Here is a 15,603-nt window from a genome sequence, read left to right as displayed (position 1 = left end):
ATGTGGCGAATTGTACCTGTTTATGCCATAATCCGCAGACGTTTGTGTGAAAACGACGATAGCTCGTTAGTCATGGTATCGACCGGTTAGAGAGAAGCACGACATGGACCAGTCTTTTTTGCCGCAATTTATCGTGAGTGTGATCACGATTTTCCTGCTTGCCAATGTCATTTTGGGCGCGTGTGCGTACCTGATTTTCCTTGAGCGAAAGGTTTGTTCGTGGATTCAGGATCGGATCGGGCCGAACCGGACGAACTTGGGGTTTGGATTTTTGCCTGAAAAGATCCGGATGATGGGGTTGGGACAGGCGCTGGCTGACGGGTTGAAATTGTTTTTGAAAGAGGATTATATCCCGCCGAAGGTGGATTTCGCATTGTTCGTGCTAGCACCGGCTTTGGTGATCATTCCAGCGATGCTAGGTTGGGCGATCATGCCGTGGGGCGGGTTGTTGGAAGTGCCGGCGTTTACGCTGCCGGAGTGGTTGGGTGGATATGAATTCAGTAAGACACTAGTGCAGGTGACGGGTGTACCGTTGAGTATCGGTGTGATCTACATTCTGGCGGTGAGTTCGCTGGCGGTGTATGGGGTGGCACTTGGTTCTTACGCCTCGAACAGCAAGTATTCATTTCTTGGTGGGATGCGTGCCGTTGCACAAATGTTGAGCTACGAAATTCCACAGGGTGTGATCGTGCTGACGATGATCCTGATTTATGGTTATGCGAGCACCTTGGATATGAGTGCGGCTCAGATTGGCGGCGGGTTCACAGGTATGACTTGGGGGATCATCGCGCAGCCACTCTTAGCGGTGCTGTTCTTCACCTGTACGTTGGCTGAGTGCAACCGCGCACCGTTTGATCTTGCAGAAGCAGAACAGGAATTGGTTGGCGGCTTCCATACAGAATATGGCTCCATGAAATGGGCGCTGTTCTTCTTGGGCGAATACATGCACATGATTACGGGGGCGGCATTCTTCAGCGTCTTGTTCCTCGGCGGATGGGATGTGATCCCGTTCTACAAGGTGCTGCCAAGTTATGTGGAAGGCAACTTCCTGCTGGGTCTTGGTCTTGTGCTGCTGAAGTTTGGTGTGTTGGCCAGTAAGGTTGCGATGTTAATTGTGGTGATGATGTGGGTGCGGTGGACGTTGCCACGGTTGCGTTTTGACCAACTGATGCGTATGGCGTGGCGAGGTTTGATCCCGATCACGATTGTGATGATGCTGATCAACGGGTTCATGGTTTACGGTGGCGTGAAGGACTGGTGGTGGTATACGATCATGAACGTGGTGGTAGCAGTCGTGGCGGCTTTGGTGGGCGTGTATCTACCGAAGGATGATTCGAATGAACGCTTGCCGCTGAAGGGATCACGGTATAGTCCGTTGACGGATTGATTTTCAGAATATTGCTTTGCTTATTCATTGAAATGCCAATAGCCCTGCACTGAGCAGGGCTTTTTTTATTGTGAGGGTTTGAGGGGGAGGTTAGGATAGCCACGTTGGCTTGCCTGAGGATGGGTGAGTAATGTTGTGACCTGAAATTTTCGGGGCTAGAAATGATTAAATTTCATTGTGAGACGTGTGGGAAGAAGTTGGGGGTTCCTGAGGAGTATGCAGGGAAGAAGGTGCGGTGTACGCAGTGTTCAAACCCTGTACGCGTGCCTGAGCCGGTGGTTGAAGAGGTTGCGGATGAAGAGTACGGGTTAGGTGACTTGGATGATCTGATGCCGAACGAGCAAGATTTGGCGGATCAGATGGGGCTGAAGAAAGCCGTGGGGGTAAATACAGGTGGCAGCGGGGTGGTAACAGCTCCAGTTGCTAGCGCGGGGCAGGGTGTGTGTCCGAATTGTGGTGCAGTGGTGCGGCCGGATGCGAAGCTGTGTGTGGGTTGCGGAAATTTCATTGGTGGCGGGAAGGTGAAGACAAAAAAGGGGAAAGCAAAAGAGAAGGGTGAGGGAGGTGGCGGCGCGGGGATGGGACGTATGATTGGTGCGGTTATGGGCGGTGGTGCGGTAGCGGTTGTGATGGGTGTGATTTATGCATTTATGTGTCCATTGGTTGGATGGGGGATTGCATGGGGGATGGGTGCGTTGGTGGGCTTGGTTGTTTCGGCGATCGCGGGATATAAGAACAATATTATCGGTGGTATGGCAGCAGGTCTGACGGTGTTTGGTTTGCTGTTTGCGAAGGCAATGTTTGTCATGTTGATTCTTGCGGTGCAGGTGGGTGTCGAGGCGATGGTGGACTATGGTGGTGATATCATCATTCAAGAATCTATCAAGGATGAAATGGTTTTAGACCAAAGTTTCAGTGATGGGTTACAAAAAGAACTGAATCAACTTGGTATTGATGGTAAAGATGGCTGGGAAGATCGGTATATGAATCTTCCGTATGCAAAGCAGGACGCTATTGATCAAAAGATGAATACTGAAATTGCAGTCAAAATCAATGCGATGACTGAAGATGAGAAAGAGGCATATCTTGATGGTCAATTTGATGTGGCAGATGAAGATAAAGAAATGGTTCGTGAACAGACAGGTGTTGACAACATTCGTGATATGACATTAATGAGCATGATCCCACTGGTCTTTACATGGTGGGATGCAGTTTTCTTTCCCCTTGCGATTTTTACAGCGTTCAAGTTGGCGAGCGATTTATGATTCCGATGTGAAATGGAAATAAAAACGCGGCTCAATTGAGTCGCGTTTTTTTTGATGGTTAATGTTTGTTGAGCCCATCTGCAGAGCGAATGGGCTTGACGCGGTTACTCTTCGCCGGGCATGTTTTGGCGGTAGATGTCGAGGTAGAACTCTAAGAGATCTTTGCCGGGGATGTTGCGGGTGCGTGTGTGTTGGAAGCCGACTTTGTCGAAGAGGCCGACGGCTTCATCACGCTCGAAGCGAGTGTCGAGGAGCACTTTGAGATAACCGTGAGTTTTGCAATGGTCGAGTGCAGTTTGGAGAAGGAGGGTGGCGATGTTGGTGTGCTGGAGATTGTGCTGGACGCGGAGGCGACGGATCTCGGCAGTATGTTCTTCATCGGAACCGACACCGATCATGCCGACGATTTTGTTTTGGTATTCAGCAACCCAAAAATGGTGACGGTCCTGATCGAAGTAGGCTTCTTGGACATGCTCAATGTCAGCACCGGTGTCATTGGGCGCGACTTGGCCTGCGAGGAGGCCTTCGTCAAAAAGACGGAGGATGTCAGCGTGATCCTGTGGCTGGTAGGTTCTGACGGTGAGATCGTCGATGTTTTGTTCGGCTGGTTCGGGCATGAATGTCACTAAAAGCTTGCTGTTTATGTGTTTGCGTCTCGTTTGGGTGGCTAGGCAGGCGGCATCGGCCGTTCAGGACAGCACAGTTTATCACGCATCGGTCACGGGGAAAAACGTGAGCTGGCCATTGTGGGTATCAAGGATGGCAACAGTGTATTGTTGAGCACGGGTGAGAGCGCCTGGGTTGATGATGCGGGAGTTTTGCTGGCGAGTATCGGTGGAAAGATGGGTATGGCCGTGGAGGATGTAGGTGGTGTTGTCGTGGAGGAGTTGGGAGAGGATATAGTTGTCGTGTCCGTGAGTGAAGCCAATCGTTTGGTTGTCAGGCAGCGTGATGTGGCCAACGGGATGGTTGACGTGGAGGCCGATATCTTCAGCGTATTGGGAAAGAGGACCAAGGTTGTAGTCGGTGTTGCCGAAAACGATGTGCGTTTCAAGTTGGGAGCTGGTTTGCGGGTTTGTGACGGCGAGAGCATCAAGGACGGCGATATTGCCGATGTCACCAAGGTGGATCATGAGGTCGGGGTGGTGGGTAAGCAAGAGCTTGGTGGCGGCAGTGGTGATGGGGGCATTGCCGTGGGAATCAGAGAGGAGGGCGATTTTGGGCAAGGGACGGCTCCGTATGATGCGGGGAATTGGGAGTTGCTGAATATGTTAATCGGCTGGTGCGTGCGGTAACAGTGGCGGATATGATAATATGCTTTGAATAAGATCGATGTGGTATCCGTACGAGAGAGATGTATGACCGATATTTTAGAGCAGATTGTGGCGGACAAGCGGATTGAGATTGCAGCGGCGAAGCAGGCGGTGCCGGTTGAGGTGCTGAAGGAACGTGTGGCTGGAGGGGAGAAAGCACGAAACTTTTTCAAAGCGATGACGCGCCCGGCTGATGAAGTGCGTGTGATTGCGGAAGTGAAGAAGGCAAGCCCGTCAGCGGGTCTAATCCGCGCGGATTTTGATCCGGTGATGGTGGCAAAAGCCTATGAGGGTGCAGGGGCGGCTTGCATCAGTTGCCTGACGGACCAAAAGTATTTTCAAGGGGATCTTGGTTACATCGCACAGATTAAGGCCGCGGTGGATCTACCGGTATTGCGAAAAGATTTCATCGTTGATACGTATCAGGTTTGGGAAGCACGGGCGGCAGGTGCGGATGCGATCTTGCTCATCGGCGAGTGCTTGGAAGAACATGAATTGATTGACCTGATGATCTTGGCGACGGAGTTGGGGATGACAACGCTGCTTGAGGTGCACGATGTTGATAATTTGCTGAAGGTACGACCGCACATTGGTTTTCCGCATCCAAAGTACGTTCTGCTTGGGATTAACAATCGGAACCTCAAGACGATGACGACTGATATCAATCACACGATTCGTTTGTTGGATTTGGTGGAGCAGCCGGAGATTTTGGTGACGGAAAGTGGGATTAAAACGCATGCGGATGTGCAGAAGATGATGCGTGCAGGGATCAATAAGTTTTTGGTGGGCGAACATTTGATGAAGCAAGATGATATTGGAGCGGCACTGGGGACTCTAATCAATGGTTAGGCCGTTTTGTTTTGTGTGTGCGGGGAGTGATAGTTTTAATCCATCATAAGCAAGATGAACATTCTCCGGCAGTTCTGGCTCCAAGTCGGCGTGTTTGATGTCATGCGTCATGTGCGTGAAGTAGGCTTCTTTAGGTTGCACGTTGTGAACGATGTCGAGTGCTTGATCGACGGTAAGGTGGGTGGGGTGATGGCGGAAGCGGAGTGCATCGATGACGAGGATGTCAAGGTTTTGCAGGTAGGGATAGGTTTCAGGGGGAATGGTGGAGACATCGGTGCAGTAGGCGAGTGAGCGGTTTTGGTAGTCGATGCGGAGGCCGAAGATGGGCAGGCGACCGTGCATAAGACGAAGTGGCGTGAAGGTGGCGCCGAAGAAGTCGAGAGGTTTGCCGATGTCGATGGGCTGGGGGATAAGCGAGGCGACGAAGGAGTTTTTGTTCACGTTGCGGTGTGGTTCGAAGATGTAGAGAAACATTTGGTGCAGCCGTTCGAGGACGGAAGCTTCTGCGTAGAGATTGATGGGAGCATCCATCGAAGCATTGAAGCGACGAAGGTCGTCTAGCCCAAGGATGTGGTCAGCATGGTTGTGGGTGATGAACACACCATCGATGCGGGTGAGTTTTTCGCGGATGCACTGTTGGCGGAGTTCGGGTGAGGTGTCGACGATGAATTGACGTTGTGCGGTATCAGGGGCATTGGGATCGTCAGATTGGTATTGAATGAGGACGGAGGGACGGGTGCGGTTGTCGCGCGGGTCTGCGGAAGTACAGACATTGCAATCGCATGCGATCATGGGAATGCCAGCTGAGGTGCCGGTACCAAGAAAAATGAGTTCGAGTGACATGGTTTGATTGTAGAAGAAAGTGAGTTGGGTGGCACGCGCGGGCGATGCATGTGGTTTTATCGGCTAACCGAGGGGAGATTGATCATAGAAACGTTGCATGAGGCGGCCTAGTGTTTGTCGTTGCAAGATCATCTTGAAAGGACTGGTGAATGGATTTTGGTGCGAAGCGATGGGCGTGTGTATTGCTGCTGGGAGTCATGGGTTTTGCCGTGACGGAGTTAGGGTATGTGGCTGCAGCTGCGGAAGGTGAGGTCGAGGTGCGACGCGGTAAGGCAGAACGGCCGAAGGAGAAGGAAGATGAGAAAGAAACAGAAGAAGAGAAAGAGGCTCGGTTAATAAGTGAGACGCGCGAGGCTTTGGTTGGGGAGAATATGCCGCGGTTGTATGTGAAAGATTGGATAAATGGACGTATGAGCCGGGGACTGATGGAGGGGAAATTTGTGGTGGTGCAGTTTTGGGCAGCTTGGTGTTCGGATAGCTTGAATGCGATTCCAGCTAACAATGAATTTTGGAAGGATTACCACGGTGGGCGGTTGGTTTTCTTTGGGATATGCAGTTCGGATCGCGATCAGGACAAGATGAAGGAAGTGGTTAAAGAATCAAATATTCGCTATCCGGTGGTGAAGGATCCGGAGTTGAAAACGATGAGAGCGTGGGAAATTGAACGGTGGCCGACGTATGTGCTGGTGGCACCAGATGGGGAGGTGGTAGCAGTGGAAGGGTCGATCGAATTGATCATAAAAAAGTTGAGTGAAATGACACGTTTGCAGGGGAAGATGGAGAATATTGAAGCTGAGAAGAAGCAATAAAAAGGTGGTGAAAGAAAATGAAATATTTATGATGTAGAGAGTGTTGTGAACTCGAATCAGATTTTTATACGAGCAGGGCGAGGTTTCAGATGAGCAAACAGTTAGCAGTCGCGGTAGCGATCATATTTTGTGCGATGACAATGTTGGCGGGAGCCGCAATAGCCGGTGAGAAAATGCCGGCGGAGTGGTTCTGGGGTGATGCGAACCAGCGTGCGGAACATGATAAGCTGGTAGGGAAGAAGATCCCGCTATGGAAGCTCACGGATTGGATGAATGGTGAGGTGACGAAGAAAAGTATGAAGGGGAAGGTCGTAGTGGTTGATTTCTGGGCGACGTGGTGCGGGCCATGTATTGGGGCGATTCCACATAATAACGAGATGGCGAAGAAGTATGCGGATGATGGTGTGGTGATTGTCGGGATTTGTGGATCAACATCCGGCCAAGAGAAGATGGAAAAGATCGCTAAGGAAAAGAAGATCATTTATCCGCTCGCCAAAGACAGTACGTTTAAGATGGCGCCAGCTTGGAAAGTGATGTGGTGGCCAACGTATGCGATCATTGATCGTGAAGGAAAGATCCGTGCGGTAGGCTTGATGTCAAACAAGGTAGAGGATGCGATCAAATTTGTACTTAAAGAGCAGCCTGCAGTGCCGGATGAGGATGACAACAAAAAAGGCGAGTGATAAACGCTGGGGATAGATGCGCTAGATGCATTTTGTCGTGGCGATTGCAGGGAGGGAGAGATTGTCGAATTGATTTTGAATGAAGTAGGTATGGGCAAGGCCAGCAATCATGGCGGCGTTGTCTTGTGTATAGGTGAGGTCGGGTAGGTGCAGTGATAATGAATAGCGTTTGGCGAAATCGGCAGCGCGTTCGCGGAGGTGTGAGTTGGCGGAGACGCCGCCACCGATGATGAGGGCTTGGGGATTGATGTTGTTTTTGCGAAGTTGGTTGACGGCACGTTTGAGTTTGCGGATGACTGCGTCGATGGCTGCGGCTTGGAAAGATGCTGCGAGGTCAGCGATTTGTTGTTCAGAGAGATCAGTCGCGTCACGTTTGAATGTGGCTGATTTGCCACGGCCGATGGGTTTACCGCGGACGGCGTAGAGCAGGGCGGTTTTCAAGCCGGAGAAAGAGAAGTCGAGCGAGCCGGGCTTGAGCATGGAGCGCGGGAGGTCATGTGCAGTGGGATTGCCGGTTTTTGCGAGTTTGTCGAGTTTGGGGCCACCGGGGTATCCGAGTTTGAGGATGACGGCAGCTTTGTCATAGGCTTCGCCGACAGCATCATCAATCGTCCGGCCGATGGGCTTCAATTCGTGCGGGCTATTCATGAGATAGAGGGTGGTGTGGCCTCCGGAGACAACAAGACCGAGTGCCGGTTTGTCGGGAGACATATCGATCGGCGATGCGTTTGCATCTTTGTCACATAGCGATGCGGCATAGAGATGGGCTTGCACGTGGTCGATGCCGATGAGCGGTTTTTGCAGTGACCATGAGAGCGCTTTGGCGGCAGCGACGCCAACGATGAGTGAGCCGATGAGGCCGGGGCGGTTGCCGACGGCGATGGCATCCAAGTCATTGAGATGGATGCCCGCTTGCCCAAGAGATTCTTCAATGACCGGCATGATATTTTCGAGGTGGGCGCGTGAAGCGATCTCAGGCACGACACCTTGATAACGCTCATGAAGATCATATTGTGAGGCGACGACGTTGGAGAGAACATGCGTACCATCTTTGATGATGGCGGCAGCGGTTTCGTCGCAGGAGGATTCGAGGCCAAGGATGAGGGTCATGATTTGGGTACAACAAATGGGGTGCAGGGGATTGTGCCGGAGGGAGATTTTAGCGTAATTCAGTGACTAAAGAAAAACCCACAGCATAGGGCTGCGGGTGGGGTGATTGATAGGATTGAGGTTGTTTACTCTGCAGGTTCGGTGGTTGATGCGATTGGTGCAGGAGCTTCGGTTGAGGCGGTGTCGCTTGCGGGTGTGGAGTGTGCGGCGGCTTGCGCATCTTCCGAAGTGGTGGCGGGGGAGGCAAGGCCGTTGATTTCGTCGTCGAGTTCAGCGATTTTGTTGCCGATCTCATCAAGGGTGTCTTGCAGGAGAAGCTTACGCTGTTCGAGGTTGGCACGCTTGGATTCAAGGACGAGTAGTTCAACATTAGATTCGCCGACTTGCGGCCAGTTGCCGGTTTCGAGCTTACCGAGTGCGGCTTCAAGCGCGGCAGCGAGCTGAATATCCTTCAGCGTGTTTTCGATCCAGTCGGGGGTGACTTTGGGTTGTGCGTCGGTGTTTTCATCTTTCAGGATGACATCGGTTTCGCGGCGGACTTCGATCATGGCTTCGATCTGCTTGGGCGTCATGCGGACGTAGCAGCCTTCGGAGGGATCGACACCCCAAGTTTCCTTGCCTTCACGTTTGTGGATGTTGCGGCCGTTGGGCAGATAGTAGTACGCATTGGTGTATTTGAGTGTGCCGAGGTTGCCAGCCAAGTCACGGATGTCCTGCACGGAGCCTTTGCCGTAGGTGCGTGTGCCGACAAAAAGTGCACGCCCATTGTCGGAGAGTGCGCCGGTGACAATTTCGGAAGCGGAGGCGGAAGCTTCGTTGGCGATGACAACGACGGAGATGTCGTCGGGGACGAGCGTGCCACGATCCGATGCATTGTAGGCGATTTCGGGGACGACGCGGCCTTTGGTGGAGACGATGCGCTGGCCTTCGGGAAGAAAAAGATCGGAGATTTCAACAGCAGAAGAGAGTAGCCCGCCGGGATTGAAGCGGAGGTCGAGGATGATGGCTTTGACGTTGTTGTCTTTGAGTTGCGTAATAGCTTCGATGGTTTGTTTGGTGGTGTCTTTGTTGAATTGCGTGAGGCGGATGTAGCCGATTTTGTTGTCGTCATCGAGGAAGAAGTTGTAGGTGTGGTCTTCGTTGCGTTTGAATCCGCGGGCGGTTTTGATGTTGATTTTGTCACGGGTGATGGTGAGTTCTTCTTGCTCGCCGGACTTGTGGCGGACGGTGATGGTGACGTCGGTGCCTTTGGGGCCTTTGAGTTTGGAGATGGCTTCATAGAGTGAGAGGTCAAGGGTGGTTTCTTCGCCGATCTTCATGACGATGTCACCAGCGAGGACGCCGGCTTTCCATGCGGGAGAGCCTTCGAGGGGTGTGACGATGCGGAGACGTTTTTGATGGATCTCAACTTCGGCGCCGATGCCGGTAAAGGAGCCGGTGATCTGGGTTTCGAAGGATTCTTGCTCTTCCTGTGAGATGTAATTGGTGTAAGGGTCGTCCAGTGAGGCGATCATGCCGCGGACCGCGTTCTCCATCATCTCTTGTTGATCGGGTTCCTCGACGTATTCTCGAACAAGGTAATCGCGGACGTCGGTGATCAATGCGAGCTTGCTGAAAACGCTATTTGGACGTGCACGGAGTTCGGTGATGGCGATGAGCGATACAGTGAGCAGCGCGATCACGATAAGCTGGGCGGCAATTTTCTTGTTCATCATGTTGATGTTGTTCCTGATCCGGCGTGGTTATTCATCATTTGGGTGCACTGGTGTAACTGCGGTTGTGGTGAAATTGTTTCAAGCGGGGAAGCGGGTTGCTGAATGTTGCGGCGTGCGTGGGGTGTTGGGTTGAGTGAAGTCATTGTAATGGGAATGACGGCGAGGGCACAGTGATTGTTACGCTGTTTGGTGTGGGGATGTTCATTTATGGCAGGGTAGGGGCGAAAGTAGCAAAGGGGCACGGAATTTGGGGTATATTGGAGGTGAAACTCATATTTGAAGAGGAACGCGACTGATGGCGAAGGTGAAAACGCAGTTTATGTGTGACGAGTGTGGGGCGACGCAGCCGAAGTGGATGGGAAAGTGTCCAGATTGTGGTGCGTGGGATTCGCTGGTGGAGTTTAAGGAGGCCAAGGGCGCGGGGATGGATGAGCAGCGCGGGGTGGCGGGCAATGTGTGGGGGGCTGGGGTTGGACCGGTGGATGAAGGCGGGCCGAAGGCGGCACTGGTGAATGAGATCGAAGAAGATGATGAAGTCACCGAGCGACTAAGCACGGGGATTTTTGAATTGGATCGCGTGTTAGGTGGTGTGGATCTGTTTGATGCTGGCCACGGGCAAGATGGCGGTGATTCTGCTGGCGATGAGCTTGAAGCGGCGTTGGTTGGTGGTGGCGTGAGCGTGAAGCAAAAAAAGAAAAAGATTCGTGAGGCGACGACTTCCAGGGGAGGATTGGTGCCGGGGAGTGCGGTGTTGGTGGGCGGCGATCCGGGGATTGGCAAATCGACATTATTGTTGCAGGCGGCGCACAAGTTGGCGGCAGGCGGAACGAAAGTGTTATATGTAACAAGTGAAGAGTCGCAGCAACAATTAAAGCTACGGGCTGAGCGATTGGGTGCGGGAAGCGAGACGTTGGGTGGGATGTATGTGTTGGCGGATACGAATTTGGCGCGGATTGTGGAACAGGCGCGGAAGATCAAGCCGGGCGTTGTGGTGATCGATTCGATCCAGATGATTTATAAAGGGGATATGACCGCAGCGCCGGGGAGCGTGACACAACTGCGCGCGTGCTGTTTGGAATTGGTGTATTTTGCGAAAGCATCGGGAACGGCATTATTGCTGGTGGGGCATGTAACGAAGCAGGGGCGGCTTGCGGGGCCGCGACTCCTTGAGCATATGGTGGACACAGTATTGTATTTTGAAGGGGACAGGTATCACAGCCACCGTGTTGTGCGTGGGATCAAAAATCGCTTTGGCACGACGCTTGAGGTGGGGTTGTTTGAAATGACGGATGGGGGCTTGAAGGAAGTGAACGGCGGTGGCGGTTTGCTTGCGGGCGAATATGAAGCGCGTAGTGGCAGCGTGGTGTGTCCGGTGTTGCAGGGGAGTCGATGTCTCATGGTGGAGATGCAGGCGCTGACTTCAACAGGTTTTTTGGGGAGTACGAAACGAAAAGTAAGTGGGCTGGATGGCAATCGGCTTGCGATGCTCATCGCAGTATTAGAGAAGCGTGGCGGTTTGCGTCTTGCAGACCAAGATATTTTTGCCAGCAGTGTGGGAGGGATGCGCGTAGCAGAGCCGGCAAGTGATCTGGCGCTGGCACTTGCGATTGCGGGCGGTTTTTTGAACAAAACATTGGAAGGCGGCTGGTGTGCTGTGGGCGAGATTGGGCTCGGTGGTGAGGTGCGCCACGTGCAGCAGATCGAGCAACGGGTGATTGAAGCGTCGCGGCTGGGTTTCCGTAAGATCATCTGTCCGAGAACCAAGATGAATGTGCCGAGTGGTGCAGAGCTGGTTCAAGTTGGCAGCGTGAGTGAGGCGATGCAGGTATTGGGGTAGTGCAGATAGAACGCACACATGTGCTGAGGAAGAATCAGCATCGTCTAAGCGATGGATAGAAATTGGAATGATGATCATGGATGAGCGAACAAGAGTGATGCGGATGATGATGCTTGGGATGTTGTTGTGCGCGGTGATGGGGATGGTGGCAGGTGGTGAGGATGCCTATGGCCAGATGTTGCGGGGGCAGTGGGTGAATGAGGCAGATGCGAAGATCCGTAAACATCGGATGTCGGAATTACGAGTGTTGGTATTGGACGGAGAAGGGCGGCCAGTGAAGGGGGCGACCGTTGAGGTGGTACAAGAGAAGCACAGTTTTGATTGGGGGGTGGTGTTGCCAGAGCAGGGGGTGGACGGCGCGGTGTTTGATGGATCATCACTTGTGTGGCGATGTTTTAATGGGGTGAGTTTGGATCGTATGGCGCGCTGGACGAAGTTGCAGCCAGAAATGCGCAAGGGGCGAGATATGCGGCGAGTTTGGGAAACAGTGAATGCTGCGCAGGCTTGGGGGATGCGTGTGCGATGGGGAAATGTGGTGCCGACAGACATGGGATTCTGGCCGGACTGGGCGGCAAGTTTGGAAGGACGGCAGCTTGCCGCGATGTTGGAACGATATGTGCGATCGAACATGCTGGAGTATGGTGAGCGCGTAGGACAGTTTGATTTATATTCGGGGTTATTAGATCACGATGTGGTGGGTGAGCGATTGGGTGTGGGGATGTTGCGACAGATGTACGAGCAAGCAAAAGCAGATGCGCCGCGGGCGATGATGTGTGTTGGGTTTCATGATGCATTACTGGGGGGCCGTAGCCGAGAGATGGTACGGAAGGTGGCAGAGCTCCGTGAGAAGAGGATTCCTGTGGATGCGATCGCGATCGATCAGGAGGTGGGCGGGTCAATCACCGCAGGCGTGATGAGTCGGGCGCTGCAGTGGCTTGCCAGCATGGAAATGGATGTAGTGATCAGCGGATTGGAAGTTGGCGGAAGCAGTGAGGCTGCGGCCGCGATGAATTTGGAAGTGATATTGAAGTTGTTGTTTGCTGAGCCGAATGTGAAGGGGATTTATGTACGTGGGCTGACACAGGCGGAGATCAATGATCCGAATGCAGCAATGCTGGACTATAAAGGTAGACCTACAGCAACAGGGCGCAAGCTAGAGCAGTTGATCCGAGATACATGGTGGACAAGAGTGAAGGGTGAGACGGATGAGATCGGGAATTACAGAGTGCATGTGTTTGGCGGGAGCCAAAGGATCAGTGTGGTGTTGCCGGGTGAAAATGGTAAGCCGGGAGAGCAGTTGCAGATGAGCGTGTGGGTTGAGCCGGGCGAGGGTGAACGATTGGTGATGGTGGAGCCACATAAGCGATAATTGTTATGAATCAGATCAAAATGCTAAGTGTTGTTATTCATGGGCTGATCCATTACAAGATTGGAGTTAGTGGTTGCCAATTCCGCCTCAGGATTTAGCTGGTCTATTTCGCTATTCTTTAGAATGCGTACATCCTCAAGGTCACTGCCTATATATATGTGAAATGTTCTGGCAATAGTTTTGGAGATGTTATCAGCATCAAAAGAAAGATCGAGAATATAAGAACCCGGTGAAATTCGGTTTTCCCTTGATACAGTTGTGATCGCTTTGGAGACTCCCTCAACCCTTAAAAGTAAATCGATTTTCTCTGTGTTGTTCGAGCGTATGTCGATCGGCTTATTATGTGCAAAATGATACATCACCATATGTCTGATGAGATCTTCCTCGTTCTTAATATCTTTGTGGAGTTGTAAGGGGTGTGGGATACCGCTTCGGGGTTGCCTTTGCCAGTGTAAGATTCCTGTAGAGTCATACAATCGGCCCTTATGATCTTTAATGACAAGTGTTGCGCGTGTATTTTTTAAATGAAAGAATCTCGGTCTTACGGCAACCCTTAGAAATCGAACTTTAAGAGGTAGGTTGCGCACATAATCTTGATTGCCATATGGATTTTCAATAACTGGATTGCTGATTCGTATCAGTTTCGATTTTGTAAAGCCAAGCACGTAGTAAGTAACTGCAGAAATGAGAAGCGTCGAAATGAGAGCGGTAAATATCGCTATGATTATGCTCATGTGTAATGTAGTGGATAGGGTGGTGGATGTAGGAAAACATTTCGAAAATGTAGCAGATGATGTAGTGGGCACAATGCCGGGCAAACCCTAGGCCACGGTTAGCTTTTAGTGACGAACTTGAAGTTTAATTTGCGGTGAGTATATATATCAAATGTGATCGGCTTTCGCAGTGGTGGGTAGTGCCAGTGCGAGAATGACATTGCTGTTGCGTTAATACAGATTGGGATAGGTTCGGCGTTGGAGATGCCTAAAGCAGAAGGAGATTTCTAGCGAATCACGCGGTAGGTTTGACGGAGTCGCTGGGTGTTGTGGTAGTGGTTGTAGATATTGTTGTGCGTTGAGTATCGGCGGTCGTAGGTGGTGTTGGTGGCAGATTCATAGATGGCGGTGCGGAAGCCAGCACGGGTGGCGGGACGGTAGTCGTTGCGGGTGTTGTACCAAGGTTGTGCGTTGCGATAGATAAAGCGAGAAGATTTGGCTTCGGGGGTGATCAGGGAGAGGGTGATTGAGTCGGTGGCGTAGGAGCGGTGGAAGCCGAGTTGATCGGTGATGGGGCCAGCGTCGACGTGAGGTTGGAGCGTGCCGCGGGTGAAGGCGGCGGCGGAGCGCGATTGGATGGATTCACAGCCGAGTGACAGGGTGGAAAGGCAGGCGAGGGTGAGGGCGATGATTAGGCGGTGGTTCATGTAGGTGGAAGTTGCGAGGGGTGTGCCGATTGAGATTGAGGTTAATGAAAAGATGTAAGTTTATATATATGCTTGATTAATGGCGGATAGTTAAGTTAGGTAAGAAGCGAGGGGCGGGCAGGGGTGTTGATCTGGAGCAACACAGATGGGGTTGTGGTGTTGGGTTAAGGGTACGTTGAGTTTGGAGGTGCTTATTGGACGGAAAGAGGGTAAAGCACTTTTGATGGTGTGGTTTGACGTGGCGGAGGGGATGTGCTGTAATATTTGGCTCAACTTAATGCAGACCCGATGTGGGTCTGAAGTTCCCGAGTTGGTAAGCCGTAGTCACGGCCGGGCCGCTTGAATTCTTACTGGAGCGTCCTGTCTAAAGCAGGATGAATTTAATATGGCCAACTATACTGGTCCTAAGGTGAAACTTTCCCGTCGCGTCGGCGTGCCGATTGCTGACCTTCCTAAACACACTACCAAGCGTCAACTGAATCCTCCCGGGGTTCATGGTTTTCGTGGTCGCCGTTTGCGTGACTACGGTGTACGTCTGAATGAGAAGCAGAAGTTGCGTTACCACTACAACGTGCTTGAGAAGCAGTTCCGTAACTATATGGATACCGCTGGTCGCACGAAGGGTAACACCGGTGAAGTGCTGATGCGTTTGCTTGAGCAGCGTTTGGACAATGTGATCCGCCGTCTGGGTTGGTCGCGTTCAATATGGTCTGCTCGTCAGACGGTGGTGCACGGACACATCCTCATTAATGGTAAGAAGGTCGACCGTCCTTCGTATCAGGTGAAGGTTGGCGATGTGATCACGGTGAAGAAAGACAAAATGAAAAACATCACCCGAGAGAACCTTGAGTCGCTCCCGGGCTTGGAAGTGCCGGGCTGGCTGACGTTTGACCCGTCAACATTGACGGCGAAGATTGTAGCTGTTCCCACAAGCGATCAGATCCCGTTCGATGTGAACCTGAACCTGATCATCGAATTCTATCGCTAAGCGATAGGATGAAAC

At 52.0% G+C, this 15,603-nt stretch carries 15 protein-coding genes; 8 read left to right on the top strand and 7 right to left on the bottom strand.

The window, feature by feature from the left end:
• Positions 1-103 precede the first annotated feature (103 nt).
• Positions 104-1,387, top strand: a complete 1,284-nt coding sequence (locus tag ACQ6WK_RS10260; protein WP_432797292.1) for a complex I subunit 1/NuoH family protein — start codon at positions 104-106, stop codon at positions 1,385-1,387.
• Positions 1,388-1,548: 161 nt separating this feature from the next.
• Entirely contained in the window at positions 1,549-2,652 is a 1,104-nt protein-coding gene (locus tag ACQ6WK_RS10255; RefSeq protein ID WP_432797291.1) for a hypothetical protein, read from the top strand.
• Positions 2,653-2,756: 104 nt separating this feature from the next.
• Here ACQ6WK_RS10255 and ACQ6WK_RS10250 read toward each other — a convergent pair whose 3' ends face one another.
• Both ACQ6WK_RS10250 and ACQ6WK_RS10245 read right to left on the bottom strand, forming a co-directional pair.
• The gene (locus ACQ6WK_RS10250) at positions 2,757-3,269 is read right to left on the bottom strand and encodes a GNAT family N-acetyltransferase (protein ID WP_432797290.1); all 513 of its coding nucleotides are present in this window, start codon (positions 3,267-3,269) and stop codon (positions 2,757-2,759) included.
• Positions 3,270-3,359: 90 nt separating this feature from the next.
• Positions 3,360-3,878, bottom strand: coding sequence for a metallophosphoesterase family protein (locus ACQ6WK_RS10245; RefSeq protein ID WP_432797289.1), 519 nt, complete (start codon positions 3,876-3,878; stop codon positions 3,360-3,362).
• Between the two features lie 132 nt (positions 3,879-4,010).
• On the opposite strand from ACQ6WK_RS10245, the gene trpC reads away from it, so the two are divergent.
• The gene (gene trpC / locus ACQ6WK_RS10240) at positions 4,011-4,814 is read left to right on the top strand and encodes an indole-3-glycerol phosphate synthase TrpC (RefSeq protein ID WP_432797288.1); all 804 of its coding nucleotides are present in this window, start codon (positions 4,011-4,013) and stop codon (positions 4,812-4,814) included.
• Here the strand turns inward: trpC and ACQ6WK_RS10235 are convergent.
• Entirely contained in the window at positions 4,800-5,657 is an 858-nt protein-coding gene (locus ACQ6WK_RS10235) for an MBL fold metallo-hydrolase (protein WP_432797287.1), read from the bottom strand. The genes trpC and ACQ6WK_RS10235 overlap by 15 nt on opposite strands.
• Positions 5,658-5,806: 149 nt before the next feature.
• Here ACQ6WK_RS10235 and ACQ6WK_RS10230 point away from each other — a divergent pair, with 149 nt between their 5' ends.
• Together ACQ6WK_RS10230 and ACQ6WK_RS10225 are read left to right on the top strand one after the other, a co-directional pair.
• The gene (locus tag ACQ6WK_RS10230; protein WP_432797286.1) at positions 5,807-6,466 is read left to right on the top strand and encodes a TlpA family protein disulfide reductase; all 660 of its coding nucleotides are present in this window, start codon (positions 5,807-5,809) and stop codon (positions 6,464-6,466) included.
• 89 nt (positions 6,467-6,555) lie between these two features.
• Positions 6,556-7,149 carry a redoxin domain-containing protein gene (locus ACQ6WK_RS10225; RefSeq protein ID WP_432797285.1) on the top strand — a complete coding sequence of 198 codons (594 nt, stop codon included), beginning with the start codon at positions 6,556-6,558 and terminating at the stop codon, positions 7,147-7,149.
• A gap of 21 nt (positions 7,150-7,170) precedes the next feature.
• Here the strand turns inward: ACQ6WK_RS10225 and tsaD are convergent, their stop codons facing one another.
• On the bottom strand, positions 7,171-8,259 hold the full coding sequence (gene tsaD, locus ACQ6WK_RS10220) for a tRNA (adenosine(37)-N6)-threonylcarbamoyltransferase complex transferase subunit TsaD (RefSeq protein WP_432797284.1): 1,089 nt from the start codon (positions 8,257-8,259) through the stop codon (positions 7,171-7,173).
• Between the two features lie 125 nt (positions 8,260-8,384).
• Positions 8,385-9,974: a S41 family peptidase gene (locus ACQ6WK_RS10215; RefSeq protein ID WP_432797283.1), complete on the bottom strand. Its 1,590-nt coding sequence runs from the start codon at positions 9,972-9,974 to the stop codon at positions 8,385-8,387.
• A 295-nt stretch (positions 9,975-10,269) separates the two neighbouring features.
• Between ACQ6WK_RS10215 and radA the strand changes: the two genes are divergently transcribed.
• Together radA and ACQ6WK_RS10205 are read left to right on the top strand one after the other, a co-directional pair.
• A complete protein-coding gene (gene radA / locus ACQ6WK_RS10210) occupies positions 10,270-11,811 on the top strand; it encodes a DNA repair protein RadA (protein ID WP_432797282.1) in 1,542 nt (513 codons plus the stop codon).
• A 76-nt stretch (positions 11,812-11,887) separates the two neighbouring features.
• Positions 11,888-13,180 carry an endo-1,4-beta-xylanase gene (locus ACQ6WK_RS10205; protein WP_432797281.1) on the top strand — a complete coding sequence of 431 codons (1,293 nt, stop codon included), beginning with the start codon at positions 11,888-11,890 and terminating at the stop codon, positions 13,178-13,180.
• A 23-nt stretch (positions 13,181-13,203) separates the two neighbouring features.
• Here the strand turns inward: ACQ6WK_RS10205 and ACQ6WK_RS10200 are convergent, their stop codons facing one another.
• Complete coding sequence (locus tag ACQ6WK_RS10200) at positions 13,204-13,914, bottom strand: hypothetical protein (protein ID WP_432797280.1); 711 nt, start codon at positions 13,912-13,914, stop codon at positions 13,204-13,206.
• Positions 13,915-14,180: 266 nt separating this feature from the next.
• Positions 14,181-14,600 carry a hypothetical protein gene (locus tag ACQ6WK_RS10195; protein WP_432797279.1) on the bottom strand — a complete coding sequence of 140 codons (420 nt, stop codon included), beginning with the start codon at positions 14,598-14,600 and terminating at the stop codon, positions 14,181-14,183.
• A gap of 385 nt (positions 14,601-14,985) precedes the next feature.
• On the opposite strand from ACQ6WK_RS10195, the gene rpsD reads away from it, so the two are divergent.
• Positions 14,986-15,588 (top strand): 30S ribosomal protein S4, encoded by a 603-nt coding sequence (rpsD, locus tag ACQ6WK_RS10190; RefSeq protein WP_432797278.1) that lies wholly within the window; start codon positions 14,986-14,988, stop codon positions 15,586-15,588.
• Positions 15,589-15,603: the final 15 nt, after the last annotated feature.

Source organism: Poriferisphaera sp. WC338 (genome assembly GCF_050931845.1).
Classification (GTDB): Bacteria; Planctomycetota; Phycisphaerae; order Phycisphaerales; family Phycisphaeraceae; genus Poriferisphaera.
Note: the sequence above shows the minus strand (reverse complement) of the source record. Positions and strands in the feature narration are given on the sequence as shown.

Bases quoted from the DNA above. Each gene is read 5' to 3' on its own strand.
- ACQ6WK_RS10260 (WP_432797292.1), top strand. From the start codon at position 104: ATGGACCAGTCTTTTTTGCCGCAATTTATCGTGAGTGTGATCACGATT.
- ACQ6WK_RS10255 (WP_432797291.1), top strand. From the start codon at position 1,549: ATGATTAAATTTCATTGTGAGACGTGTGGGAAGAAGTTGGGGGTTCCT.
- ACQ6WK_RS10250 (WP_432797290.1), bottom strand. From the start codon at position 3,269: ATGCCCGAACCAGCCGAACAAAACATCGACGATCTCACCGTCAGAACC.
- trpC (WP_432797288.1), top strand. From the start codon at position 4,011: ATGACCGATATTTTAGAGCAGATTGTGGCGGACAAGCGGATTGAGATT.
- ACQ6WK_RS10235 (WP_432797287.1), bottom strand. From the start codon at position 5,657: ATGTCACTCGAACTCATTTTTCTTGGTACCGGCACCTCAGCTGGCATT.
- ACQ6WK_RS10230 (WP_432797286.1), top strand. From the start codon at position 5,807: ATGGATTTTGGTGCGAAGCGATGGGCGTGTGTATTGCTGCTGGGAGTC.
- ACQ6WK_RS10225 (WP_432797285.1), top strand. From the start codon at position 6,556: ATGAGCAAACAGTTAGCAGTCGCGGTAGCGATCATATTTTGTGCGATG.
- tsaD (WP_432797284.1), bottom strand. From the start codon at position 8,259: ATGACCCTCATCCTTGGCCTCGAATCCTCCTGCGACGAAACCGCTGCC.
- ACQ6WK_RS10215 (WP_432797283.1), bottom strand. From the start codon at position 9,974: ATGATGAACAAGAAAATTGCCGCCCAGCTTATCGTGATCGCGCTGCTC.
- radA (WP_432797282.1), top strand. From the start codon at position 10,270: ATGGCGAAGGTGAAAACGCAGTTTATGTGTGACGAGTGTGGGGCGACG.
- ACQ6WK_RS10205 (WP_432797281.1), top strand. From the start codon at position 11,888: ATGGATGAGCGAACAAGAGTGATGCGGATGATGATGCTTGGGATGTTG.
- ACQ6WK_RS10200 (WP_432797280.1), bottom strand. From the start codon at position 13,914: ATGAGCATAATCATAGCGATATTTACCGCTCTCATTTCGACGCTTCTC.
- ACQ6WK_RS10195 (WP_432797279.1), bottom strand. From the start codon at position 14,600: ATGAACCACCGCCTAATCATCGCCCTCACCCTCGCCTGCCTTTCCACC.
- rpsD (WP_432797278.1), top strand. From the start codon at position 14,986: ATGGCCAACTATACTGGTCCTAAGGTGAAACTTTCCCGTCGCGTCGGC.